General features: G+C 69.0%; 16 protein-coding genes. 7 read left to right on the top strand and 9 right to left on the bottom strand.

All coding sequences use genetic code 11. From position 1 onward, the window contains the following. Window positions 1–15: 15 nt before the first annotated feature. Entirely contained in the window at window positions 16–240 is a 225-nt protein-coding gene (locus GY812_11970; protein ID MCP4436193.1) for a hypothetical protein, read from the bottom strand. An 88-nt stretch (window positions 241–328) separates the two neighbouring features. Between GY812_11970 and GY812_11965 the strand changes: the two genes are divergently transcribed. Both GY812_11965 and GY812_11960 read left to right on the top strand, forming a co-directional pair. After that, window positions 329–640: a hypothetical protein gene (locus GY812_11965; GenBank protein ID MCP4436192.1), complete on the top strand. Its 312-nt coding sequence runs from the start codon at window positions 329–331 to the stop codon at window positions 638–640. An 84-nt stretch (window positions 641–724) separates the two neighbouring features. Then, window positions 725–2,239, top strand: coding sequence for an NAD(P)/FAD-dependent oxidoreductase (locus GY812_11960; protein MCP4436191.1), 1,515 nt, complete (start codon window positions 725–727; stop codon window positions 2,237–2,239). 1 nt (window position 2,240) lies between these two features. Here GY812_11960 and GY812_11955 read toward each other — a convergent pair whose 3' ends face one another. From GY812_11955 to GY812_11945, 3 genes are all read right to left on the bottom strand, one after another. Then, the gene (locus tag GY812_11955) at window positions 2,241–5,039 is read right to left on the bottom strand and encodes an acyltransferase family protein (GenBank protein MCP4436190.1); all 2,799 of its coding nucleotides are present in this window, start codon (window positions 5,037–5,039) and stop codon (window positions 2,241–2,243) included. Window positions 5,040–5,130: 91 nt separating this feature from the next. Then, on the bottom strand, window positions 5,131–5,976 hold the full coding sequence (locus GY812_11950) for a polyprenol monophosphomannose synthase (protein MCP4436189.1): 846 nt from the start codon (window positions 5,974–5,976) through the stop codon (window positions 5,131–5,133). Window positions 5,977–6,012: 36 nt separating this feature from the next. Beyond that, complete coding sequence (locus GY812_11945) at window positions 6,013–7,671, bottom strand: hypothetical protein (GenBank protein ID MCP4436188.1); 1,659 nt, start codon at window positions 7,669–7,671, stop codon at window positions 6,013–6,015. A gap of 79 nt (window positions 7,672–7,750) precedes the next feature. On the opposite strand from GY812_11945, the gene GY812_11940 reads away from it, so the two are divergent. Further along, entirely contained in the window at window positions 7,751–9,625 is a 1,875-nt protein-coding gene (locus GY812_11940) for a DUF4404 family protein (protein MCP4436187.1), read from the top strand. A 32-nt stretch (window positions 9,626–9,657) separates the two neighbouring features. Further along, window positions 9,658–11,772, top strand: coding sequence for an acyltransferase family protein (locus GY812_11935; GenBank protein ID MCP4436186.1), 2,115 nt, complete (start codon window positions 9,658–9,660; stop codon window positions 11,770–11,772). Between the two features lie 27 nt (window positions 11,773–11,799). Here GY812_11935 and GY812_11930 read toward each other — a convergent pair whose 3' ends face one another. Together GY812_11930 and GY812_11925 are read right to left on the bottom strand one after the other, a co-directional pair. Further along, window positions 11,800–12,474, bottom strand: a complete 675-nt coding sequence (locus GY812_11930) for a GNAT family N-acetyltransferase (GenBank protein MCP4436185.1) — start codon at window positions 12,472–12,474, stop codon at window positions 11,800–11,802. Window positions 12,475–12,488: 14 nt separating this feature from the next. Then, window positions 12,489–13,895, bottom strand: a complete 1,407-nt coding sequence (locus GY812_11925; protein ID MCP4436184.1) for a hypothetical protein — start codon at window positions 13,893–13,895, stop codon at window positions 12,489–12,491. A 52-nt stretch (window positions 13,896–13,947) separates the two neighbouring features. Here GY812_11925 and GY812_11920 point away from each other — a divergent pair, with 52 nt between their 5' ends. Further along, a complete protein-coding gene (locus GY812_11920; GenBank protein MCP4436183.1) occupies window positions 13,948–15,660 on the top strand; it encodes a hypothetical protein in 1,713 nt (570 codons plus the stop codon). Here GY812_11920 and GY812_11915 read toward each other — a convergent pair. Beyond that, window positions 15,623–17,944: an acyltransferase gene (locus tag GY812_11915; GenBank protein ID MCP4436182.1), complete on the bottom strand. Its 2,322-nt coding sequence runs from the start codon at window positions 17,942–17,944 to the stop codon at window positions 15,623–15,625. The two genes, GY812_11920 and GY812_11915, sit on opposite strands and share 38 nt — an antisense overlap. Then, window positions 17,941–19,122 (bottom strand): acyltransferase, encoded by a 1,182-nt coding sequence (locus GY812_11910; protein MCP4436181.1) that lies wholly within the window; start codon window positions 19,120–19,122, stop codon window positions 17,941–17,943. The genes GY812_11915 and GY812_11910 overlap by 4 nt, the downstream gene beginning before the upstream one ends. An 80-nt stretch (window positions 19,123–19,202) precedes the next feature. On the opposite strand from GY812_11910, the gene GY812_11905 reads away from it, so the two are divergent. Further along, the gene (locus tag GY812_11905) at window positions 19,203–20,453 is read left to right on the top strand and encodes a hypothetical protein (protein MCP4436180.1); all 1,251 of its coding nucleotides are present in this window, start codon (window positions 19,203–19,205) and stop codon (window positions 20,451–20,453) included. Between the two features lie 100 nt (window positions 20,454–20,553). Then, a complete protein-coding gene (locus GY812_11900; GenBank protein ID MCP4436179.1) occupies window positions 20,554–24,978 on the top strand; it encodes a DUF3367 domain-containing protein in 4,425 nt (1,474 codons plus the stop codon). Here the strand turns inward: GY812_11900 and GY812_11895 are convergent. Beyond that, the gene (locus GY812_11895) at window positions 24,946–25,728 is read right to left on the bottom strand and encodes a class I SAM-dependent methyltransferase (GenBank protein MCP4436178.1); all 783 of its coding nucleotides are present in this window, start codon (window positions 25,726–25,728) and stop codon (window positions 24,946–24,948) included. The two genes, GY812_11900 and GY812_11895, sit on opposite strands and share 33 nt — an antisense overlap. Window positions 25,729–25,811 lie beyond the last annotated feature (83 nt).

The following is a 25,811-nucleotide window of genomic DNA, read 5'->3' as shown; positions in this document are numbered from 1 at the left end:
CGGTGCCCCCCGAGGTCAGTCCTTGGTGGCTACGGCGTTGGGCGTCACGTTCATCTTCGGCTCGTACTCCGCCGCGGCCACTTCACGGGCATCCGCACCGACCGTCGCCCGCAGCACGTCACGGCAGGTTCCACAGGGACCGTAGAAGTGCTGCTCGACGCCCTGTCCACAGCGCGGGCATGCGAAGCCAAGCGGCTCTTCGCCTTCCGTACCGACCGTCTCCACAGATTCGGGGCTCATCTGCACATCATGCCCCCAATTCGTGCACCGGTCGCGGACAGGGTTTTGACTCTGGTTTCCCACAGGCGCACCGTGCGACGGTCAGGGCATGCAGAGCACCTCCGCGATGAGCGAGACCCCGATGAGCGACACAGTCCCGATGAGCGAAACATGCCCCACCCACAAGCCGATCTCCTACACCGTCACCCTGCGAGACGGCGTCGAGGAACGGGTCGTGGGCGCCGATGCCTACCAACAGGAGCAGTCGATGACCACGTTCTTCCGCACCGAAGGGCGCCGGACCGTCGACTGCTGGGCGGTACGGATGGCCAGCTTCCGCACCGACAACATCCTGGCGGTGCGCCGCGAGGAAGCTGCCCTCGGCGCTGCCCAGCAGGAGTCGGTTCCTGAGCAAGTGTGACGGGATGGTTACGAAACAGGGGTGCCGAAGAAGTATCGTTCGGTGCCCGGCCCTCTCCCCGATCCCGGCCGCAGGCTGCCCCAGATGACGAAAGACCCCAACGACAACATCGTCGTGATCGGCGCCGGACCTGCCGGGCTGACCGCCGCGTACGAGCTGGCCAAGGCCGGACGCACCTGCGACATCGTGGAAGCCACTGACGTCGTCGGCGGCATCTCGCAGACCGCCACCCGCGAGGGGTGGCGCTTCGACATCGGCGGCCATCGCTTCTTCACGAAGGTCAAGCCGGTCGAAGCCCTGTGGCACGAGATCCTCGAAGACGACGAGTTCCTCACGCGACCCCGCATGAGCCGCATCTACTACCAGGGCAAGTACTACGACTATCCGATCCGCCCCATGAACGCACTGCGCAACCTGGGCTTCATCGAGGCGGTCCGCTGCGTCGTGTCGTACCTGTGGGCGAAGGTCCGTCCGCCGAAGGACCAGAGCACCCTCGAGGGATATGTGGTGGCCGACTACGGCCGCCGCCTCTATGACCACTTCTTCAAGACCTACAACGAGAAGGTCTGGGGCGTGTCCCCATCGGAGCTGTCAGCAGACTTCGGGGCGCAGCGGATCAAGGGCATGTCACTGTTCCAGGCCGTCTGGGAGCCGATCCGCTCCAAGTTGTTCGGCCGACGCGACGGCTCCAAGCAGGTCACCAGCCTCATCGAGGAGTTCCAGTACCCCAAGTACGGCCCCGGGATGATGTGGGAGCGCTGCGCGGAGATCGTGGACGAGAAGGGTTCACCGGTCCACTTCAACCAGCAGGTCACGTCCGTGCGCCGCGACGACAGCGGTGCCACCGCGGTGGTCGCAGTCGACCCCGACGGCAACGAGACGGTGCACCCTGCGGCCGAGGTGATCTCCTCGATGCCGTTCGCCACGCTGGTCAAGGTGCTCGATCCCCCGCCACCGGCCGAGGTGATCGAGGCCGCAGAGGGCCTGGGCTTCCGGGACTTCCTCACGGTTGCCCTCGTGGTCCCCGAAAAGGACGGCTTCCCGGACAACTGGATCTACATCCACTCCCCCGACGTCGAAGTCGGCCGCATCCAGAACTTCGGCCAGTGGTCTCCCTACATGGTCAAGGACGGCCGCGCCTGCCTCGGACTCGAGTACTTCGTGTTCGAGGGCGACGGCATGTGGACCAAGGACGATACCGACCTGATCGAGCTCGCCAAGAAGGAACTGGGCCTGCTCGGCCTGACGGACCCGGCCACGGTCGAGGCCGGGTACGTGGTGCGCATGCCCAAGGCGTACCCCGTGTACGACGAGGGCTACCAGGCCAAGGTGAAGGTACTGCGTGAATGGCTGACCACCGAGGTACCCAACGTCCACCCGATCGGGCGCAACGGGATGCACAAGTACAACAACCAGGACCACTCGATGCTCACGGCGATGCTCACTGTCAGCAACATCACCGAGGGCACCGACCACGACATCTGGTCGGTCAACGTCGAGGCCGACTACCACGAACAGGACAGCGATCCGGCGGACTGGGTCGGCACCGCCGACAACGGTTCCAGCGGCCGCGACGCGCCGGTGACTCCCAGGCGCTGAGTCAGCCCGGCGACGGTGCGCCGGTGCGCGCGACCTCGGCTACCTGCGGGCCGAGCCAGTCGGCGATCAGCAGCGAGTAGTCGTCACGGAAGTGCAAGCCGTCGTCGCGCTTGGCGGGGTCGAGTTCACCTCCAGGCTGCGCCGCGAGCCAGGCCTGGAAGTCGACGAGCGTCGCCACTCCCGGTCGCAGCGCCACGGCCTCGGCCATGATCTCGTTGAGGCGGTCCACGCGTGCAGGATCCGACTCCGGGAGGCCGGTGTAGCCCTGGTCCCTGCCGGCCTCGAAGTGCGGGTAGGTGAGAAGGACCACTGTGGCGCCGCGTGCGGAGAGAGTGTCGATCGCCGACAGCATCTCCGCCAGCAGGTAGCGGTCGACCACCGTGTCGCCGATGTTGCGGAACCGGTCGTCACCGGGCAGGCGACGGTCGACGACCTCCCAGATGCCGGAGGTCAGAACGACCACCTCCGGGTCGCTCGAGGCCACCCACTCGGGGTACTGGGTGGCCCAGTCGCACTCGGGACCGAATGACTCCAGATCGCGCAGGAACCGGTACTGGCCGCCACGCGCGATCGGGCAACCGAGCTGACCCGCGGACTGCACCCGCACGCCGCTGTTGCCACGCGACCACTCGGTGAGCCCGTAGCCGATGTTGAAGGCAACCGAGTCGCCGACCACGAGAACATCCGCCGTGCGGCCCGGTGGGGCGGTCCTGCGCGCAGTGACCGGGGGCGCCGGGGGCAGAGGTGTCTCTGCTGCTACCTGAGAGGCCGGATCAGGCCTCTCCAGCGGTGGGCGGGCCCCGGCCACGTCCGACGCAGTCGTTGCCGCCAACTGCGACATGCCGACCTCGGTGAGGCCGACTCCGTCGGCAGCACGGCGCTGGGGGTCGAATTCGCCGCCGGGCCATGCCGCGATGGCGTCGGCTGCCTCGAGGATTCCTGCACCCGTGGCCTCTGCTGCCACACGAATGATCTCGTTCCAGCGGTCGATCCGCGCTGGGTCATTGGCCGTGTACCCGTTGCCCGGAGCACCCTGCGCCGCTGCCTCGGAAGCCCGCACAGCAAGGCCCGCGCGTTCGGGATCGGCGGGCAGGACGGGCGCGACGGCCGGTGGCGCCGGCCGCGTGTCGTTCATGTGGGGGGCAGTCGCCAGCAGCACCGCAGCACCGCCCGAGGACAACTGCTCCACGAACCCCGTCACTTCGGTGAGCAGGAAGTCGTCGAGCCCGGGCATCCCGATCGACTCCCATGGCGCCTCGGGCGCGAGACGACGATCCGACACGTCCCGCAGTGCCGAGTCGACGATCACGACGTCGGGCTGCTCCTGGGCGACGAAGGCCAACCACTGCTCCTTGACCTCTCCGCACCGGTCGGTGTCGCCTTCCACGGCCCCGCTGCTCAACTGCACGTAGCCGCCGAGCGCGAGCCCGCAACCGGGAGCCGATGCGACCTTCACCTCGAGGGGGTGGGCGTCGGTGCCCCCCTCGCCGTCCAGCAGGTCCCAGGACGCGGCCAGCTCGTCTCCCAGCACCACCACCCTCGTCGGAGCGGGAGGCAGTGTCGTCGTGGTGGACGGGGCCGCGGCGGCGGCTTCGAGGCGTGAGGGTTCCGGCAGGTCGGAGGTGACCAGGAACGTCGAGAGCAGGATCAGTGCGACCGCGGGAAGCGCCGCTCGGGCTGCGAAGCGGCCGACCACCTTGGGACCGCTGCGGATCGGCATTTCCAGCAGCTTGAACATCACCACCGAGCCGGCCAGCGTGACGGCCATGCGAAGCGCGAACAGCGGCCACTGGCCCCAGCCCACCCTCGTGGGAGTCAGCCAGAGGAACACGGGCCAGTGCAACAGGTAGACGCCGTAGCTGATACGCCCGAGCGCCACGATCGGCCTCAGCGCAAGTGCCTGTGCGAGCAAGCCGCCCTGCAGTGCCCCCACGATCAGTGCAACGCTCGCCCCGGCCGTCAGGAGCAGGCCCCACGGGTACAGCCACCCCGACTCCACCGTGGCTGTGAACCACAGCACGGCCGATGCGGCGAGGCCAATGAATCCCAGCGCGTCGAAGATCCGCCGCCGCCGGGTTGTGGAGCCGCGGATGAGGCGCAGGCCGACACACGCCAGCAGCGCTCCCGCCACGAGTTCCGCGAGGCGGGTATCGGTGCCGAAGTAGGCCCGCGCCACCGACTCCCGGGCCAGGACGCCGTTGAGCACCGCTGACGCCGCGCCGGCGATCACCAGCACGGTCACAAGGAGGCGTAGCGGGGTGGCCGAGGGGCCTTCACGGGTGCGCGAGCCCCGGGCCACGGAGCGCTGTCGAGATGCGCCGAGCGCCCACAACACGACAACCGGGAGGATCAGGTAGAACTGCTGCTCGACCGCCAGGCTCCAGAAATGCTCGATAGGCGATGGAGCTTCGAACTGAGCGCCGTATGTGCGGTCCTGGAAGATGAAGTGCCAGTTGGCCAGCTCTGCGATCGCCCAGGGGACGTCACCGCGCAGGTCGCGCAGCTGCGAGGTGTTCCAGATCCCGAGCCACCCCATCGTGACGACGAGCATGAGGGTGAACCAGGAAGCCGGCAGGAGCCTGCGGAAGCGCCGTGAGAAGAACCCGCGTACGCTGATGGCCCCCGATCGTCGCCACTCCTGCAGCATCAGCGAAGTGATCAGGAACCCGGACAGGGTGAAGAAGGCCGAGACGCCGAGGAAGCCGCCCTTGGCCCAGTCGAAACGGGCGTGGAAGAAGAGCACCGCGAGCACCGCCACGGCCCTGAGGCCATCCAGCGCCGGCTCGTAGCCAAGTGGCACGTGGCCACCCGGCTGTCTGTCGCGGTTCCTGCGGCGTACGACGGGCTCGCGGTCGCTGCTGGCTGGCTGCGACTCTGGACCCGGGAACTCGTCAGCCATCGCCTGGTGGCGGGCCCGCGACCGGGGTACCTGTCGGTCGCACCCTCGAGTGAAGGTAACGTCCCGCCGACGTCTCCCTGAATCGTCCAGTTATGACCGGCGCCCTCAGCGACAGGCCCCACCAGGTGACGCGCAGCTCGGTCTCGACCATCGTGCGCACCACGGCCATCTTCGAGGCCCCCTCGACGCGGTCGAGGAACGTGATCGGGATCTCTGCGACCCGTACGCCCGCCGCGGACAGCCGGAATGCCGTTTCGATCTGGAACAGGTACCCGTTGGCCCGGGTGCCGTCGATGTCGATGCGCTCCAGCACCTCGGCGGAATAGGCACGAAACGCGGTGGTTGCGTCATTGAATGACAGCCGCAGCATGCGCCGTGCATAGGTGTTGCCCAGCCGCGACAGCGTGCGCCGGAACCACGTCCAGTTGGGCACCGAGCCGCCGGGCACGTAGCGCGACCCCACAACCACTTCGATGCCGTCGCGGAGTCCACCGAGCAGGTCCGGCAGGACCTCGGGGTCGTGTGAGAGGTCCGCATCCATCTGGGCGATCACGTCGTGGCCCGCGTCGAGGGCATGGCGGAACCCGTGGCGGTAGGCGGCTCCCAGTCCTGCCTTGCGTGCACGGTGCAGGACCTCGACCCCGCCGATCTCGGCACCGACCTTCTCGGCGATCTCACCGGTGCCGTCGGGGCTGTTGTCGTCAACGATCAGGATCGACACGTCGGGCTCGACCGCGCGCACCTCGCGCAGGAGCTTCTCGACATTTCCCGCCTCCTGGTAGGTCGGTACGACGATGACCGTGGACACCGCCCAACAGTACCGGCCGACGCCCACCAGTCAGAAGCACGGTGGTTGCGTCGCTGGTGTGGGCGCTCAGGTGGGGGTGCACCTTCGGTAGAGCAGGAAGGTTCCGGCATCGAGCACCACGCAGAACTCCTCGCGCACGACGTCGTTGGCGGCCTGCGATCGCCCCATCCTCGAGTCGTTGGGCTCGTCCCAACCCGACCACGCATCCGACAGGATCAGCCAGTCGGCGCCGGCCACCTCCTCAGCGAGGCCGCTGCCTTCGGCGTCCGCTATGCCCGGGTCCATCTCGATAAACCTTGTACCCACCTCGAGTTCGGGGAACAAGTGGTAGAAGAACGCGTCGCTGTAGTTGGCCCTCGACAGGTCGAGCGGTCCCACGACCAGTGAATCACCCGGCTCCGCCAGCGCGTCCAGTTCATCCACCACGGTCTGTGCATCGGCCGCACCGTCCGCGTCGCCGAAGGGGAATGTGCGACCTTCGCGCTCGATCGGGAACCCGAACCTGTTGACGCCGAAGCTCTGGCCGACAAGATCCGTGTACGTGCGAACCGGGTAGAACGGGATCACGAGCACGAGCACTGCAGCGACCGCACCGATCCCCCACGCAACCCGAACAGCTGCCGATGTCGCCGGGCGGTACTCGGCAATCACTATCGCGATCGCAGCGATCGCTAGCGGGAACGTCACACCGGTGACCCACGACAGGTGCGCGGTGTCGGGGCGCTGGATCGCCTGTTGCAGCAGGGCCGCGCCGAACAGCGCGGCGGGCCAGTAGGAACCGGCGCTCACTGACGCGGGCTGCCGCTTGCGCAGCTTCCAGGCGGCGAACAGCACCAGCGCGATCGACAGGGGAACGAGCCAGAACCAGATTGTGATCTGCTGGGAGATGCCCGGCATGGGCAAGGGCCAGCCGCTGGTTCGCAGCGTGCCGGCGCGCTGCAGGAATCCGTCGACCTCTGACCAGCTGGGTGGGATCGGCAGCGACCGGCCGCCCCGTAGTTCGAAGACCGGTTCGAGGAACATGCCCTCGATCGACTCCCCGATGCCTGACCGCAGCAGGTGCGCGATCCACAGCAGGGATGCGCCCAGGAAGCCCCACACGAGAGGTGACCGCTGCCCCTTGGGCAACTGGAGCCACCATGCACCCAGACCGAGCAGTACTGCCAGCACGAGGTCCGGCCGGTAGAGCAGCGCGAGGGCACCCAGCACACCGGCCAGGGCGAGCAGGTTCCTGCGCGCCGGCGAGCCCTCTTCACGCCTCGAGGCGCCGGACGCGACGGCCAGGGCCGCCAGCCCGAGTGCCAGTGCGCCGTTCCATGCCATGGCGGACAGCCCGAGTGGGCCGATCAGGATCACCACCGACGTGACCGCACCGGCGGTCGCGATCGTGCGGCCGAAGGGCCGCAGCAGGAACCACAGTGAGTACGCGATCGCCGCGTGCTGCAGGAGGCCGACCAGGCGTTCCACGTACAGGTGCGTGCCGAAGACCTCGTAGATGGCCGACAGCGCGTAGATGGCGCCCGGACCGTAGAGGTGAAGGAAGTCGCGGTGCGGCACCTGTCCCTGCAGGATCTGCTCGGGGAACACGAGCATGAATCCCTCCTCCATGGGAGGCCCCTGGTAGCGCATCAGGCCCCAGACGGGAAGCAGGAGCGCGACAGCGACGATGCCGAGGCCGACCGCGTCTCGGCGGTCCATGGGCCCGGGGATGCTCTCGTCTGCCACGGCGCACAAGCATCGCACAGCCGCCGACCCCCGCCGGTGTCCCGGAACCAGGCCCGGAGCACGTAGATTCGCCATCGCGATGACCTCCGGCACCGAATCCTCCACCGACCGAGGTGCAGGTGCCGTCGTGCGCGATGCGGCGGTGCGTCGTCGAGCGGTCAGCCGCCGGTGGTGGGTACTGGCGCTCTGCTGCGCCGCCTGCACACTTCCGCTGCTGGTTGCAGCTATCGCCCTCGGCGCGCGGGGTTGGACTCCGGTCGGCGAGTTCGCGCAGGCCGAATTGCGTGTCCGCGACTTCTGGGCACATCCGCCATCACTCGGAGCCGTGGGAAGGCTGCGCACCGAAACCGACGTGAGCTCCCACCCCGGCCCCTCGGCATGGTGGGCGATGTACCCCGTCTATGCCCTGCTCGGCCGCTCAGCGGCGGGCCTCTCGGCCGCCGTTGCAGCAACAGCCGCAGCCTGGTTGGTTGGGTCTCTCGCAGTCGTGTGGCGGCGCGCTGGTGACACCCTCACCGTGTTGCTGGCCCTCGGAGCCCTCGGATTGATCGCCGGCCTCGGACCGTCGGCGTTCGTCGAGCCGTGGAATCCGTGGTTCACGGTGATGCCCTTCCTCTGCATGGTCATGGCGGTGTGGGCGGTGATCGACGGCAGTCGCTGGGCGATCGTGCTCGTGGCCGCCGCAGGTACCTACTGCGTGCACGCACACTTCGGATACACCCCACTCGTGGCAACTCTGGGCGCGACGGCCCTGGTGGGCCTGTGGTGGAGCGGACCGCGGGCTCGGGGCGCCGAGGCGGGCCGGTGGCGCGCGGTTCTCTGGCCGGTGGCTGTGGCAGCGGGCCTCACCGCCGTGATGTGGCTGCCGCCACTGTACGAACAGCTCACCGGGGACCCCGGGAACATCGGGATCATGGTCTCGGCGTACAGCCAGCAGACCGACGCGGAGCCGGAACTCGGAGTCGCAGGTGCCATCAAGCTCGTCGCCGCATGGTCCGACCCGCGCACCCCCTGGCTGCTGCTCGACGACCCCCGCCCCACCGACCGGGGCGTCGGTCTCGGCACGCTGCTGTTCCTGGGTGTCTGGGCGGGCGCAGCATGGGTTGCCTGGCAGGGCAGGGCCACCCGCAGACTGCGGGCGGCAGCACAACTGCAACTGGTCTGTGCTGCCGGATGGCTCGCCGCCCTGGTCGCGTCGTCGCGCATCCCGGGCGAGGTGTTCGGCTACCTGGTTATCTGGCTCGCGGTCCTCGTGACCGCCACCATGGTGGCGATCGCCTGGACTGCGTGGCTGAACCTGAGCGGCGACCGGCCCGCCGGATGGCCCCACGGAGCGCGTCTCGCAGCGGTGACGGTGCTGGGAGTCGGGTCACTCGCGACTGCGGCTGCGTTCTCCGACCCCGATGTGCCTGCTGCACAGCTGTCCGATGTGGCAGATCACCTGGTCGGCGCTGCGTTCGAGGCGTTGCCCGGTGGCGACACGTTCGTCTTGCGCTGGGAGGACCCCCTCGCCTTCGGTGGCATCGGCACTGCAGTCCTGTCCGAACTCGAGCGGCGTGGCGTGCACGTCGGGGTCGACCGCCGTCTGTCCGCCGAGATGCGCCCGCACCGTGTGATCGCGGATGGCACCGCCGATGCGGCGATCTGGGTGGTGACCGGCGACGCCATCCGCCTCTGGAAGGCGCTCCCGGATGCCGAGGAGATCGCCTATCGGGACCCACGAAGCGACGCCGACATCCAACGCCAGGAAGCGCTCGCCACCGAGATCGAGGCCGCATTGGAGCAGGCGGACGCAGCCGAGCTGGTGGCAGAGCTCCCACTCAACCAGTGGGCAGTCCGCTCGGATCCGCGGGTCGGCCCGGCGATCGACGAGCTCATCGACGAATACACGGCCATCGGCCTTCCGACGGCCGTCTTCCTCGCCCCGACTGGGCAGGCCCGGCCCGCGCCCTAGTACCGTGCAAGGGCCATGGTGGAGGGTGTGCTGTGAGCACCACCGACGAGCGCACCGACGTCGACCCACTGGTCGATGACGATGTCGGGAAAGCGCATCCGCAGCACGGTAAGGACGCGCCCGGCGACGAGCCGGCAGCGGTGTCGCCCGCGCCGGCGCACACATCGCTTCCGCACCAGCCGGCACTCGACGGACTGCGCGGCATCGCAGTCGCGGCGGTGGTGCTCTACCACGGGGCTGCCGCCAACGGCATCGGCTGGCTGGAGCCCGTCACCAAGGGTGGCTACCTGGGTGTATCGGCGTTCTTCACCCTGTCGGGCTTCCTGATCGCTTCCCTGCTGCTCGAAGAACGACGCAGCACCGACGGCGTGTCGCTGGCCGGCTTCTGGGAGCGCCGGGCCCGTCGCCTGCTGCCGGCGGTCCTCGTGACCATCGCGGCCGTACTCCTGCTCACGCCCATCATCGGCACCGCCTCACAGCTCGCCAGCCTGCCCGGCGATGCCCTTGCCTCTCTGTTCTACGTGGCCAACTGGCGGTTCGTGTTCGACGGGTCCGACTACAGCGCGATGTTCGCCGGCGACCCATCGCCGCTGCGTCACGTGTGGAGCCTCGCGGTCGAGGAGCAGTGGTACGTCCTGGTGCCGCTGGCCGCACTGCTCGTGGCCCGTACCGGCTGGGGCAGGCCCGGTCGCCGACGGCGCGACCTGACGCTGTTGCTCACGGCTGTGACCGTGGGGGCGACAGCCTGGATGGTGCTCGTTTCCGCCGGCAGCTGGGACAACAGGGCCTACATGGGCACCGACACCCGCCTCGCCGAGATGACCGTCGGAGCGGTCGCCGCCACGCTGCTGGGGCGCCGCTTCGCCATGGCACCCCGAGGCCAGCGCCGGATGCGGCACCTGGCGCCGTTGGCCCTCGTCGCGCTCCTCGTAGCGTGGGCGTTCACCCCCATAACGGCCTCATGGCTGTACCGCGGAGGCCTCACCCTGCACGCCGTGGTGGTGGCGGCGTTGCTCGTGGCCGTCGTTCAGCCCCGTGGTGCGGCCCGCTGGCTGCTGTCCAGGAGACCACTGGCCGCCCTCGGCCGGGTCTCATATGCGGTCTACCTCTTCCACTGGCCGATCATCTGGTGGCTGGGCCCGGACCGACTCGGCATCGGCCCCACGGCCGCGTTCGCCGTGCAGGTCTGTCTCACGCTGGTCCTCGCGGCCATCTCGCTATGGCTGCTGGAGCGTCCGATCCGGAGCCGACGCGTGCTGCTTGGCTACCGCGGTTGGGCAGCGATGTTCGCCGCCTTCGCCATCGTGATCGGACTCGTCGCGACCTTGCCCGAACCAGAGCGCTCCGAGGTGATCGCCCTCGGCAGTGGCGTCGACGTGGCGATCCCCACGACCACGGTCGCTCCGGCCACCCCTTCGGAGCCGGACACGGCAGTCGCCACCACCGCTGCACCCCCACCCCCTCCGATGCGGATCATGGTCGTGGGCGACTCGTTCGCGGAGTCGATCCTCATCGGGCTGCAGCGTTGGGCGCTGACCGACGGCGGAGCCGCAGTGATGGACGCGACCATTCCTGCCTGCGCGTTCGGGCGTGGCGGCTCCAACAAGGGTGTGGGCATACGTCGCACGGAGTCCCAGGAGTGCCGCAACCGCGACGCCATGCTCACCGAGGCGCTCACGTCGTTCGACCCCGAACTGGTGCTGGTGGCCGGCGGCATGTGGGACGTCACCGACCGCAAGCCCTCCGGGTTCCGCCGCTGGACCAGGATCGGCAACCAGGCCTACGACGAGTACCTCTTCGGCGAGCTCAGCCACCTCGTGGATGTGCTCGCGGCCGGCGGTCAACCCGTTCTGTGGGCCAACTCACCGCACTGGGACCCGGTGCCGGGTTCGGTGATCTTCATGGGGCATCCGCCCTACAGCGAGGCCGACCCCGCCCGCGCGGATGCCTACAACGACATGCTGGCCGCGCTCGACACGGCCCGCCCCGAGGTCGAGGTGCTCGACATCGCCGCATGGATGAACTCCCAGCCCGGCGGTGAGTTCGACCCCGCGCTGCGACCCGACGGGGTGCACTTCAGCGAGGCGAGCACAGACGTCGTCGCCGCGTGGCTGGGCCCGGCCCTGCTCGAGCGCTACAGGTCCTGACCACGGGCACTCCCGCGATCCACGGGATCAGGACGGGAAGAACGAGCCGCCGAACGCGTCGGGCGGGTCGGGGTCATTGAAGCGCCCCTTGCGTGACAGCGGCCCATACATCGGGGTCTCGGAGAAGGGCAGCTTCCACCAGATCCGCGGCCCGATGTTGATGTAGTTGAACGACTGGTAGATGTTGAAGCCCACGCCGTGGTGCCAGAAGATCGACGGCACGTTGTCGGAGAGAACGTGCGTGTAGCCGTAGCGGTAGCCGCGGTCCTGCAGGAGCGTGATCGTGTGCCACGCGACGAAGTTGCCGATCTTGCCCCGGCGGTGGTCGGGGTGCAGGAACAGGTCGAACCCGTAGACCTCTTCGCCCGGAATCACGGTGAGGTTCATCACCCCGTTGAAGAGGCCCTTCGTCGACGCCGACGCCAGCCAGAAGTGGCCGATCACGTCGTCGTTGTACAGCAGCACGAGCGCGTACCAGTCACCGCGGTCGAGTTTCTCGATGGCCATCCGTCGCTGCCAGCGCGGCGTGATCTTCGGCACCAGCGGGTGGTCGCCCGACTCCACCACAACGTGGCTGTACTCCTCGCCGAGCTCCACCTTGTCGGGTGTGGTCAGCGGCAGGTCGATGTAGGTCACGTAGCCCGAACCGACCTTCGGCTTGTAAGACTTGACCAGCTCAACGAGCTTCTGCAGTTTCCCCACGACCAGAGGATTGCTCAGCTGGGCGCGCTTTCCCAATCGCCACGCCTTCGTCTGAACGCAACTGCGACGGCAAGCCCTGCGAATACCGCGAACAGCGGCGTGGTCGGGACCTTGAACCGCGGATCACCGAAGAACAGCACGGGCACGACGATGCCGGCGATGGTGAGTCCGACGAGCGCCAACGTCGCAGCGTCGCCGCGGTGCCGCCACCATCGACGGACCCCCATCACCAGCCCGACAGCTGCCGCCACCATGATCAAGGCGTACCCAACGTGGGCGAACGTCAGCCAGGCGCCGCGCCAGGGGCTGTCGAGCACCACGTCGGCACCGTAGGACCCTCCTGCCACGAGGCCGTCGTCATCACTGCGGAAGGTGTAGAAGAGCTTGCGGGCGCTCAGCCAGGGCAACGAGAGCGGCTCGTCGAGGATGTGGTCGGTGGCGAGCCGGCGTGTCTCGGAGTTACGGCGCAGCTCGGCCTCCTTGCCGTCGTTCCAGAACTCGCCGGTGTCGCAGTACTCGATCGGGAACTCGAAGCTGCCGCGCGCTCCCGGGTGGAAGCCGATGCACAGGTTGTCGCCCCCGTTGGTGGAGATCGGCACCGCCTCTCCCAACACGGATGCGTTGCGGATCGTCCACGGCACCACGAACACGCCGACAGCCACCGCCACTGCTGCTGCCAGGCCGACGATGCGCCGCCATCCGAGGCCTGCCAGAAGCCACGCAAGGGCCACCAGCGGCAGACCCAGGAGCACCTGTGGCCGCACCATCGTGGCGGCTCCTGTGGCCAGCGCCGCCACGACGAGGGCCACCGAGCGGGCTCGTCCCGCTTCCGGTTCGACTGCGACGCGCGTCAGGGCCGCCACCGCCACCGCGAACAGGGCCACGAACAACGACTCGGACAACCAGGCCGCCGCGTAGGTGACCAGGTTGGGCCAGCAGGCCAGCACCAGGCCGCCCACCAGGCCGGCGAGGCGCCCCGTGGCCCCGCCGAAGGCCCAACGGGCGGTGAACACCACCGCCATCGCAGCGACTGCCCACAGCAGCGACTGCGCGAGGCCTACGAGCAGGTCGACGTGCCCGTCGAGGCCCAGCACGTCGGCCACCTTGTAGATCGCTCCCAGGAAGAACGGGTAGCCCGGCGGGTAGTAGGCGGTCGGTTCGTCAACAAGGGACTGGTAGCCGCGACCGTTGGATATCCGGATCGCGTAGCCGTGGTAGAGGAACGGGTCGGACAGGCCGCTCGGCAGGCGCACGAAGGCCGCCACCCAGACGGCCCGCAGGCCGAAGGCCACGCCGCCCACCAACCACACGGCGGTGTCGAAGCGCAGGGTCGGCGCGTCCTCGGCGCGACGCCGGCGGCGAACGGGCGCGACCTGCGGCGCGTCCGCGCTGTGGCCCTCTGTGTCCGGCACCTGTGGCACGCGCCGACCATAGACGGCCCGCCCAGAGGCCTCCGGTAACCTCGCTCCCGTCGTGGACGAACCGGCCGGCGAGCAGCCGCACCCTTCCCCCGCCCCTGGACCTGCCATCCCGGCACCGGTGCTGGCAGCAGTCGGCGTGTCGGCCGCCCTGATCCTGTGTGCGGCGTGGATCGGCCGGAACCTGTGGTTCTTCAGCGACGACTGGAACATCTACGCCGACTATCACTCGGGCAACCTGCTCGAGCCGTTCAACGGCCACCTCTCGCTGGTCCCCGCGGGGCTGTACCAGATGGCCTTCCACACCGTGGGGGTCGACTCCTACGTGCCATATCGGATCCTCGGGCTGGTTGCGCTGGGTGTGCTCGCCTTCCAGGCGTGGCGCTTCGCGGGGCGCCAGATGGGGCCCTGGGTCGCGGTTGTCGCAGTCGCAGCGGTGCTGTGGAACAGCGCTGGTGTCACCAACGTGATGTTCCCCTTCCTGATGAACTTCTCGCTGCCGATAGCCGCCCTGCTCGCGATCTGGTGGCACCTCGATGCCCTCGAGCAGCAACCCGGCCACCGCGCCTCGCTAGTTGCCATCGGCCTGTGGACGGCACTGGCGTTGGCGACGTCGGGGCTCGGGGTGGTGCTGGTCGGCGCGGTGATCGTGGAACTGCTGCTCAGGCGGGCGCGCCCCGCCACGTGGCTGGCACTGGCGCTGCCCTCCCTCGCCTGGTTCGCGTGGTGGCTCGGCCACCGCGAGGCCAATGAGATCTCGACCGACATCGGCCAGGTAGTGCCCTACCTGCTGCGAATGCTCTGGGCCGGCACCACCGCAGTCGCCGCTGGCTGGAAGCCCGGTGGGCTGTTGCTGGCCGGACTGCTGGTCGCAGTCGTCGTGGCGGCCACGGTTCATCGACGGCGCCTCGACGCGCGCGTTGGCTCCGCGCTCACCGCGGCGTTCGCCTTCGCCGCCCTCACCGCCCTCACGCGGCAGGACACGATTCCCCCGATCCCGCCCGACGAACTGCGCTACGGCTGGACCATCGGCGCCTTCTTCGTGTTCGCCGCCCTGGCCGCCGGTTGTGCGCTCCTACGGACCGAGGACGACCAGCCGGGGCTGCAGGTGCGCACTGGCGCAACCCTGGGGGGAGCCACGGTCGCGACGGTGGTGCTGGTCATCGGCGCGGCCGTGCTCGTGGACGACATGGGTGACTGGTCCGACACCGTCGAGGTGGCCGCACCGGGCCTGCGCTCCAACATCTATGCCGCGGAGGCCGCCGGCGCGGATCGACTCGACCCCGGCACGGTCATCCGGCCGCTCTCGTTCGTGCCCGTGACCGCCGGCGCATACCTCGATGCGGTGGCTTCGGTCGGGTCGCCCCTGGCGGGCGCGACCGACAGCGACATCGGTGGCCGCACCGACCAGCGAACCGCTGCTGACGAACTGTTCTTCGGCGCTGTGGAACTCGACCTGGCCGTGGTGGACACGGTTGTGGCGGCTGAGCGCGACTGTGGAGCCGAGATGACAGCCCTACCGGGCTCCACAGTGTTGGTGGAGGCCGCGCCGGCAACCGGTGGCCGGGCCATCGAGGACCAGGTCGTGGCGCTGTCACGCTTCGGCGAGGAACCAGTTGTGGAACTCGTGGTTGGCGCCCAGGTCGTGGCACACACGCTCGTGCTGCCCGAAGATGCTCCGGTGGGCACCGAGGTCGTCGTGCCCTACAGGCTCAAGGGCTCCGACGGAGTCAGGGTGTGCGTCGACGCCAGGCCGCCAGGACCCTGACCTCCACCAGTCGGTACGACAGCCAGCCCACCAGGAGCGACGCGGGAACCGCCACCGCGATCTTCACGCCCAGTGGGCTGTCGGGAATGGCCCGCACCGTCCACAGGTAGATGGGCAGGTGCCAGAGGTACAGCGAGTACGAGATCGCTCCCAGGTGCCTGAACAGGCTCCAACCTCCGATCGCGGCCACGACTCCTGACCCGGTGGCGGCCGCGGCCACCACGGCGGCGGCACAAGCGGCGATCACGGTGAAACCACCCTCGAACAGCCAGGGTGATGTCGGTGTGGCCAGCACGACAGCGATGCCCAGCACGACCGCTCCGGCGGCCCCGACGAGGCGGATGGCGCGGTCGCTCGCGAGCCGACTGCGCCAAACCAGCGCCGCGGCCACACCGAGCATCATCGAGTCCGCGCGGGCGTCGGTGCGCTCATAGAGCGCCTCGAGCTCCACGCCGTGGCGGTACAGCCACAGCCGCCACAGGCACACCAGGACCGCGCCGATCGTGAGCAACGCCACGATGCGATCGGCCCGCGTCAAGCGACGCCGGGCCGCCCAGAGACCCACCGCCATGAGCAGGTAGAACTGGGCCTCGAGCGACAGCGACCAGAGGTGCACGAGCTCGAACGGCGGCTGTGACCCCCAGCTGAGCTGCCAGTTGGCGGTGAAGGTGAGCGCCAAGAGGCTCTGGAACAGCTGCTCGCCCAGACGGGTGCCGAGCACCACCGCGACAATGCCCTCAACGACGAGGAACACCACGAGCGGTGGGTACAGTCGGCGTGCTCGGCGCCGGGCGAAGTCGTGGCCGTCGATGCCCGGTTCACCCGTTCGAGCCTCGCTCAGGTCCAACTCTCGCAACAGCACCGCTGCGATCAGGAATGCGGACAGTCCGAGGAACACGTCGACGCCGAGAAAGCCGCCGCGCAATGCGAACCGGTCAGAGCCGGAGTCGAGGAACACGACGTGTGTGCCGAGCACGGCGAGGATGGCAAGGCCGCGCCACCCGTCGAGGCGGGGCTGCGGGCCGAGCTGGCGGGGTTGGGCTGCCGGAGTGCCCCCGCCCCTGCCGGTGGCGATCGTTGTGGCCGGCCGCTCGACGAACCAGTAGGTCAGGGCCGCAAGGGCGGTTGAGCCGACCAGAACTGCGGCGAGCACGCTCGGGAACGGCGCCTGGAACTCGATCAGGCCGCGCTCGAGGAACAGCTCGTGGGTCACCCACTGGTGCCACAGGTACACGCCGTAGGAAGCCAGAGCCGCTCCGGCAGCGAGCCTCGACACCCACGGCTGGGGCCGCCATGCGGGGCGTACCTTGACGCCGCGGCTGTCCAGCGGGCCGGAATCCATGGCCAGCGCAGAAGGGACCACCACGCCGGCCGCCACGACCAGGAACAGCAAGTGGCGAAGGTGTGTCTGTCGACCATCGAAACCGGTGAACACAGGTGGCAGGTCGATCCCCGTGGACACGACCCACAGTGCCGCCGCTGCGATCCCGTAGCTGACGAGGCGCCAGGTGCGACTCAGTGGCTCGGCACGTCCGGTCTCGTGCCACAGTGCGAGTCCGACGCCGACGGCAAAGGCGTCCAGGTGCCCCGGAAGCCAGGTCAGCAAAGCCCCACGCGTGTCGACCGCTTCCGGAGCGGTGAAGTCGAACTGATCGGTGCCGATCACGACCCCCGCTCGCCAGGCGAGCGCAACGAAGAACCACCCGACGAGCCCCCAGGCCACCCAGCGGGCCCTCGCAGCCCGCTCCGTGGTGCCTCGTCGGTCCAGCCACCACGACTGGAGGGCGAACCAGGCGGGCATGAACGCATAGAAGGCGATCTCGGTCGCGAGCGTCCAGCTCTGCGTGATCGGGCCGATCGCCCATCCCGGCACGTAGATGTGCACCAGCAGCACATCGGCCAGCACCTCTCCCCACGAGCCGCGACCGACCGTGATGAGGGTGACCGCGAGGACCACCCAGTACACGGGGTACACCCGCGACAGGCGGCGTACTGCGTAGGTACGGGTGTCGGGAGGGGGCGAGGATGCCAGCACCTTGCGCACGAACGGACGGCTCACCAGAAGACCGGACAGAACGAAGAAGATGGTCACGCCGACATCGAGCCGGGGGAGAATGTCACGCAGCGGAGACGACCACCGCTGCGGGTTGACGACGCCCGTGGCGAACGCAACGTGGGTGATGAGCACTCCGACCGCTGCGATGGAGCGGGTGACGTCGAGCCCGAAGGCGCGCTCGCGGGGCCGGCGCAGCGGTGCGGTCAGAGGGGCTGTCGCAGCGGTCATCCCGGCCAACCCCAACCGGAGACCCAGATGGCCAGCACGAGTGCCGTGGCGGCCGGCACCGCCCACACCACGAAGCCCTTGGGCCATTGCGCCAGCGGGGAGGTGCGCAGGGGCCGTTCCAAGAATCGGTACAGGCCCCATGCGACAAGGAGCGAGGCAGCGAAGCGCACGACGATCAGCGGCCAGCCCACCATCCCCATCCGCTCGGGCTGCATGATCAGCGCCATCGGCCAGTGCACCAGGTACACGGGATAGCTGAGGCGCCCCAGCCACACCAGCGGACCCAAGGACAGCGCGCTGACCATGGGGCCGGCGACGCTGGCGCCGATGATCAGCCCGATGTTCACGATCGAGAACAGTGCGAGCCCACCACCGAGCACCCAGGCGTCATCTTCGTGCACGAACGTCCACGCGAGTACGGCCGCGACCACCGACGCGACCCCCACCCACTTCCACGCCCAACCCTTCGGCAGGCCCTTGTGGTGCACCCACACCGCCAGCAGGCAGCCGGCCACCAGCTCCGAGGCGCGGGTGTCCGTGCCGAAGTACTCGCGTTGCGGGGTGGAGTCGATGAGAACGAGAGACGCTATCGACCACACGCCGACGGCCACGAGCAAGCCGACGAGCCAGCCCGTCATCGCCTTGGCCCGCGCGCTTGCGATTATCACGACCGTGAAGAGGCCCAGGTAGAACTGCTCCTCGAGGCCGAGCGACCAGAACACACCGAGGGGGCCGAGGAGGCGCCAGGTCTCCCCCGCGTCCGCCAGCTGGATCGCCTGCCAGTTCGACAGGCTGAACAAGCCGGCGGCCACGTCGCTGCCGGGCAGGGGCCCCCAGAGGTCGGCAAAGAGCGCCGTGAGCACCGACGCTGCGAGTATCACGGCCACCGACGATGGCAACAGGCGGCGGAACCTGCGTGACCAGAATCCCCGTCCGTCGATCCCGCCGGAGCGTTCGCGTTCGGCGAGCAGCAGCGACGTGATCAGGTAGCCGGACAGCGCGAAGAACGTGGACGGGGCGAAGAACGAACCGGGCGCATAGACCCGGGTCGGGTCCCACCCCGCGGTGATGGAGAAGTGGAACAGGGCGACCGGGAACACCAGCAGGCCACGCAACCCGTCGAGGGCGGGCACGTAGGAGAACTTCGTCGGCCGCCGTACCGCGGCGGTCTGCACCACGCCGCCGATGCTACTTGTGGGCTTCGGCGGGTCCGTGACCATCGAAACCCGCAGCCGGACACTCGGCTAGCTTCGCCCCAATGAGCGGGGCCGCATCCCAGCAGCAGTCCCCTGGCACGGAATCCACCGACCACTCGGGCACAGCAGCACCGTGGTGGCAGCTGGGCCTGTGGTGGCTCGGGTCGCTCGTGGTGGCACTGCTGCACAACGGGCTGTGGGCAACGCCCAACCTGGCCTTCGTGTCGCTGATCGCGCAGCGGCCGGGCGAGAACCCGTTCTCGGAGACCATCGCCGGTGACTACCTGCTGTCCGACCTCTCCATGACCACGGCGGCACGCGTGCTCGGCCAGGCCGACCCCCATGAGGTTGCGCGACTGCACCTGGTGGTGTTGGTGCTCGGCTGGGCCGCCGTGACAGCGCTCGCCCGGCTGCGGTTCGGGCATGCAAGTGCGCGGAACCTGACCGTGCTGCTGGCCGCGTCGCCGCTCGTGACCGTGTCGATGCAGTGGCTGGGCCAGCCGGATCCGGTCACCGGCCTGTGTGGCATCGCCATGGTGCTGGTGCGTCGGCGCTGGGCAGTCATCGCCCTGGGCCTGCTGGCTGGGTTGACGCATCCCGAACAGGCTCTTTTCATGGCGGGGGTCGCCGGCATGGTCCGCTGGGCACTCCCGGACTCCGAGGGCAGCCCCGGGGCGGCAGCCATCGACGTGGGCAGCGCTGCGGGAGGCGTTGCGATCGGCTGGGGGCTCGGCCAGGCCTGGTTCCGACTCAACGACATCGAGATCCTCACCCCGCGCACCGACTTCCTCGACTACGGCCTGTCAGGTTTCGCCGAGCACCACACACAACACCTGCTGGGGCTGACCTGGACACTGTGGGGTCCCCTTTGGCTGGTGATCGTTGCCGTGGCAACACTCTGGTTCATCGGCCGGCGCGGGCCGGCGCAACCGAACCGTGGCGGCCGGGCGTGGCTCGTCATGGCGGCGATGGCCGTTGCTGCCATGGTTCCCGTTGCGATAACGCTGGATGAGACCCGCGTCTACGCCGTGATCACCGCTCCGCTGCTTGCTGGTGGCGCCGTGTGGATCGCTGCGATGTGGCCCGGAGCCATGCTCAGGCGGGCTTCGGTCGGGTTGTTGGTTCTGACGGCGATCCTGCCCGGCGGGTTCGCGACCGGGGTCACGTCGTGGCGGCCCCAGCTCGACACGGCCGACATGGCGGCGTTCCTCGTGCACGGCACGGTTCCCGAAGGCTCCGGGGCCCAGCAGTCAGAACTCACTGCATGGCTGTTGTCGCCTTTCGACTTCGTGATCCCCGAACCCCCCGACTGAGCGCTGTGGCGGCTGGCCGCGGATGCCAGGGACCCTGGGGCCGGGCACCGTCTGGTGGATCCGGCACGAGCCCCGGGACAACTAGATTCGCGGCCAGTCCATGAGCACCGATGCGCCCGCCGAGGCGACCCCCAAGCGGCCCCTCGGCTTCATCCGCCGCCCCGCCATCGGCAGCGTCCTCATGGCGTTGGTCGCGTACCTGCCCCTGCTGGTCACAGCACCGGGCGAGATCGGTGCCGACACGAAGACCTATCTGTACCTGGATCCTGCCCGGCTGCTGAGCCGGGCCGCGTCCATGTGGGACACGAACATCGGCCTTGGCACCGTGACCCACCAGAACATCGGGTACCTGTGGCCGATGGGCCCCTGGTACTGGTTCTGGGACACCCTCGGGGTGCCCGACTGGGTGGCCCAGCGTCTCTGGCTCGGCACGATCATCTTCGCAGCCGGCATGGGTGTGCGGTTCATGATGCGCGAACTGCGCTGGCAGGGCCCGGGCCTCACCGTTGCCGCGTTCGCCTACGCGCTGTCGCCCTACCTGCTGCACTATGGCGCACGCATCTCGGTGATCCTGCTCCCCTTCGCCGGCCTGCCATGGCTGATCGGACTCGCATCGCGGTGCATGCGACGGGGCGGCTGGCGGTGGCCGGCGGTGTTCGCCCTGGTGACCCTCACAGTGGGCGGTGTCAACGCCACCTCCCTGATCCTCGTGATGGCGGGCCCGATCCTCTGGATGGCCCACGCCGTGTGGGTGAGCCGCGAGGTCGCGTTCCGCACCGCCCTCGCCGCCGGACTACGCATAACGTTGCTGACCGGGATCACATCGCTGTGGTGGGTCGCAGGGCTGGCCGTGCAGGGCGCCTTCGGCATACCGATCCTGCGCTACACCGAGACCTACTACACGGTCGCAAACGCCGCCCTCAGCACCGAGTTGCTACGCGGCCTCGGGTACTGGTTCTTCTACGGCCGCGACGCGCTCGGAGCCTGGATCGCCCCCGCGGAGAGAATGGTCGAGAACCCGTGGGCGCTCGCCCTCAGCTTCACTGTTCCGGGCCTCGCCGTCGTGTCGGGATTCGTGACCCGTTTCGCCAACCGCGGGTACTTCGCGGCGCTGGTCGCCGTCGGACTCGTACTCGGCGTCGGGGCGCATCCGTGGGAGCGGTCAACGCCGGCCGGCGCGGTGTTCAAGGCTTGGACCACCACGGATTCCGGCCTCGCATTCCGCTCGACGCCGCGTGCCCTACCGCTCATCGCCCTCGGGCTCGCGGTGCTGCTGGCAGCAGGCCTCGCTGCGGTGGCCCGGCGTTGGCCGGGTTGGCGACTGCCGCTGTCCGGTGCGCTGCTGCTGTTGGTATGCCTCAATCAGTGGGCGTTGTTCGCGGGCCAGATGGTCGACCGCAACCTCAAGCGCGATGAGCACCTCCCGCAATACTGGCTCGATGCAGCCGCCGCGATGGACGCCGGCGGCTACACCCCCGATGGACAACAGAACCGCGTCTATGAGATGCCCGGCACCGACTTCGCCTCGTACCGCTGGGGCAACACCGTCGACCCGATCACGCCGGGGCTGATCGACCGACCATTCGTCGCCCGCGAGCTCATCCCTTACGGCACGGCCAACTCCGCGGACCTGCTCAACGCATGGGACGTGCCGCTGCAGGAGGGGAGCTTCGACCCCGCGACTCTGCAACCGATCGCTCAGTTGCTCGGAATCGGCACGATCGCACACCGCGGGGACCTGCAGTACGAGCGCTTCCGCAGCCCCCGTCCCGACATCGTCTACGCGGATCTGCTGGCAGCCGCCGGCCTTGAGGAGGCCGGCGAGTTCGGAACCGCCACCGCCAACCAGGCTTCCGATGCCCTGCGCCTCGACGACGAGCTGTACTTCGGCCACGAGATCGGCTTGCCGGACGCTCCGGCGGTCTCGCTGTTCGACGTCGGCGACCCGCGCCCCATCGCACGGACCGTGTCGGCGGCAACGCCCACCCTCCTGGCCGGCGACGGTGCAGGCATCGTCGCCTGGGCACGCACCGGTGCGCTGGACCCCGACCGTGCGATCTTCTACCCCGCATCGTTCGCAGAGGATCCCGAGGAGCTCGAGGCGCTGATCGCCACCGACGGAGCACAGCTCGTGGTGACCGACACCAACCGGCGCCAGGGCCGCCGCTGGGGTTCCGTGCGCGAGAACGACGGCTACACCGAACGCTCCGACGAGGAGCCACTCGACCCCGATCCGGGTGACAACAGGCTCGACAAGTTCCCTGGTGCCGGCAACGAGTCATACACGGTCTCCGAGCAGCTCGGGGGTGCGACCGTCTCCGCCTCCGGCTACGGGAACCCTGTCTCGTACACGCCCTCTGACCGCGCTGCGGCGGCCCTCGACGGGGATCCGTCGACAGCCTGGAAGGTGGCGGCCTTCGACGAACCCCGGGGTGAGTTCATCGAGATCGACCTGGACGAGCCGGTGACCGCATCGTCGGTGCGGCTCCTGCAGCGCCAGCCCGTGCCACAACGCCGGATCACCGAGGTCGAGTTGGCCTTCGACGACGGTGACACCGTGACGGTGCCCCTGGGGGAGGCGTCCTGGGCGCCACCGGGCGAACTCGTCGAGTTCGGCGAGCGCACCTTCTCGACCCTGCGGATCACCATCAGCGACCTCAACGTGCCGCGACTCGATCGCTACCTCGGCATGGCCGATGCCGGATTCGCGGAGATCGAGATCGAAGGGGTGGAGCCCGTTGTCGAGGTGATCCGCCCGCCCACCGACCTGCTCGACGCCGCAGGCGAGGACTCGATCGACCACCCACTCACCTACGTCTTCACACGGCGATCCGCCAACCCGTCAGAGGTGGTCGTCAGCGACGAAGAGCCGGCGATGCTGCGCTGGGTGGATGGCCCGCTGGGACGCAGCTACACGGCGTTCGGCAGCGCACGCATGTCGACCACCGCCGACGAGGCCACCATCGATGCCCTGATCGGCATGACGCCCCCCGATGAGGGTGGCGTGCAGGTGACCAGCTCCACGCGCCTGGCGGGCGACCTGCGCTCCCGCGGCGCGTCGGCCCTCGACGGCGATCCCGGCACTGCATGGCAGACCCCCGTGAACGACGTCGTCGGAGCCACGCTAGAGGTCGTTGCGCCGGAGCCATTCGCATTCGACGGGTTCGACCTCACGGTGCGCAACGACCCCCTGCACTCCCTACCCGCCCGGCTGGCGGTCTCTGTGGATGGTGCCGAACCGACCTCCGTGGACGTACCTCGCATCGGCGTGACGGAGGGCGCGGAGCTGGCCACCGAGACGGTCCGGGTGCCGTTCACGTCCACCGAGGCCACCAGCATCAGGATCACCATCGAGGAGATCCAGGAGGCCAACTCCTCCGACTGGTTCTCGGGATTCCCCACTGTGCTTCCCGTCGGCATCGCCGAGCTGGGTCTGCCGGTTCAGCTCGACGTACCACCGGCAGACACACCGCTGGACCCAACGTGTCGAACCGGCATGCTCGAGATCGATGGACTGGACGTGCCCGTGAGCATCGACGGCACCGTCGGCGAGGCCCTGGAACTCAGCCTCATGCCATGGGCGGCATGCACCGACGTGGCGATACCGGCCGGCTCAACCCTGCTGCGCACCGAGCCTGGATCGACCAGCGGATTCGACCTCGACCAGGTGGTACTAGCGTCCGCAGCGGGTGGCTCGGCCGGCCCCGACACACTCGTCGAGGGGCCTGCGCCGGTGGATCCGCCACCCGCCACGCGCGCCGGCACCCCCTCCCGCCTGCGCTGGGAGTACGACGTCGAAGGGGCCACCGAGCCCTACTGGGTGGTACTCGGACAGTCATACAGCCCGGGTTTCGAGGCCGAGGCCAACTCCGCGGTCGACCTTGGTGAACCGACCCTCATCAACGGCTACGCCAACGGCTGGCGGGTCGCTCCCGATGAAGTGGGCTCCGATGCGACGATCAGCGTGCAGTGGACCCCGCAGCGCCTCGTCTGGATCGCCCTGGTGGCCTCCGCGATCGGCGTGCTCGTGTGCATTGCCATGGTGATCCGTCCGCTCCGCCGCTGGGGAGGCGACGCACTGCGGGCCGCACCGAGGTCGATGTCGCCGGCGCTCGTGGACCCGCTCGGAAGTGAGGGGGCGGCGATGTCAGCCGGAGCGGCCGCAGCGGCGGCCCTCGCGACCGGCGTCGTGACCTGGCTGCTGGTCGGGTGGCCCGTCGGGGTCGCCGTGGGCCTCCTCTCAGCGGCGGCGCTCGCGCTCCCGCGGGCCCAGCCCCTGGTTCGCATCGCCGGTATCGTGCTCTACGGCGCGGCCGCCGGATACGTGGTCGCCAAGCAGTGGCGCAATGGCTACCTGGTCGACTTCAACTGGATGAACCAGTTCGAGGTCACCCATGCCTGGACCCTCGCTGCTGTGGCTCTGCTCACCGTGGACCCCTTGGTGTCGTGGCTGCGCCGCAACGCCGCAGCCGCCGGGGCGACCGAGGCCGACTCAGCGGATCGGGCTGCGGCAGACAGCGAATAGCACCAGTGTGGTGTCGTCGATGTCGTCGGTGAGCGCGAACTGATCCTCGGTGATACCCGACGAACCGCCGGTCTGGTCGGTGTTGGTGTAGCGATAGGCAACGCGGCGTCCTGTGGCGTGCAGCCACACGAATGCCCTGCGTGGCAGCTTGTGGCGCAGCCCCAGCGGGTCGAAGCGCAACAGCTTGTCCGCCATTGCGCGCCGGGTCGCGAAATCCTCCTTGACCTCGGCGTCCCCATCGAGGCCGTAGAGCTCCACCGACTCGAAGTGACGTCCCAGCATCTCGCTGAGCGTGTCGGGAGTGAACAGGTACACGTGGTACGGGTTCTCGAAGTCCGCCGGCTCGTTCGGTGTCAGGAAGAACGCAGTTCCGTCCCCGGACAACACCCGCGACACCTCGCGTACGTGGTGTTCGGGGTCGGTGAAGTGCTCGATCAGGTGGCTGGAGCAAACGTCCTGGAACGCGCCGGTCCGCAGGCCGAGCATCGAGCCGTCGGCACACTCGGTGAGCAACCCGGCGTTGCCGTGGGCGCGAACGGCGCTGGCCGCGGTCTCGGCGTCATAGTCGACACCCACCACGAATCGACCCTCGCCGGTGAACCCGACGCTCTCGTCGCCCAGCCCGCAACCGACATCCAGGAACCTGCCGGTACCCATGCGGTCGCGCACCTCGCGGTAGCCGGCGGCGTGTAGCGCCAGGAGGCTGTCGGGTGTCTCGCCCTGCATGGGGCGTTCGCCGGTCAGTTTCACTTGCTGGCCTCCGGGTGCTCGGGATCGCTTCGGCCGCTGCGTAGCATGGGATCCGCCCTGCGGTCCGTGGCTACCCCACAGCC

The sequence above is a fragment of the Actinomycetes bacterium genome, from assembly GCA_024222295.1.
Lineage (GTDB): Bacteria > Actinomycetota > Acidimicrobiia > Acidimicrobiales > Microtrichaceae > JAAEPF01.
This window is presented reverse-complemented; position numbering and strand designations above follow the sequence as displayed.

Bases quoted from the DNA above. Each gene is read 5' to 3' on its own strand.
- GY812_11915 (MCP4436182.1), bottom strand. From the start codon at position 17,944: ATGACCGCTGCGACAGCCCCTCTGACCGCACCGCTGCGCCGGCCCCGC.
- GY812_11905 (MCP4436180.1), top strand. From the start codon at position 19,203: ATGAGCGGGGCCGCATCCCAGCAGCAGTCCCCTGGCACGGAATCCACC.
- GY812_11900 (MCP4436179.1), top strand. From the start codon at position 20,554: ATGAGCACCGATGCGCCCGCCGAGGCGACCCCCAAGCGGCCCCTCGGC.
- GY812_11940 (MCP4436187.1), top strand. From the start codon at position 7,751: ATGACCTCCGGCACCGAATCCTCCACCGACCGAGGTGCAGGTGCCGTC.
- GY812_11970 (MCP4436193.1), bottom strand. From the start codon at position 240: ATGAGCCCCGAATCTGTGGAGACGGTCGGTACGGAAGGCGAAGAGCCG.
- GY812_11960 (MCP4436191.1), top strand. From the start codon at position 725: ATGACGAAAGACCCCAACGACAACATCGTCGTGATCGGCGCCGGACCT.
- GY812_11965 (MCP4436192.1), top strand. From the start codon at position 329: ATGCAGAGCACCTCCGCGATGAGCGAGACCCCGATGAGCGACACAGTC.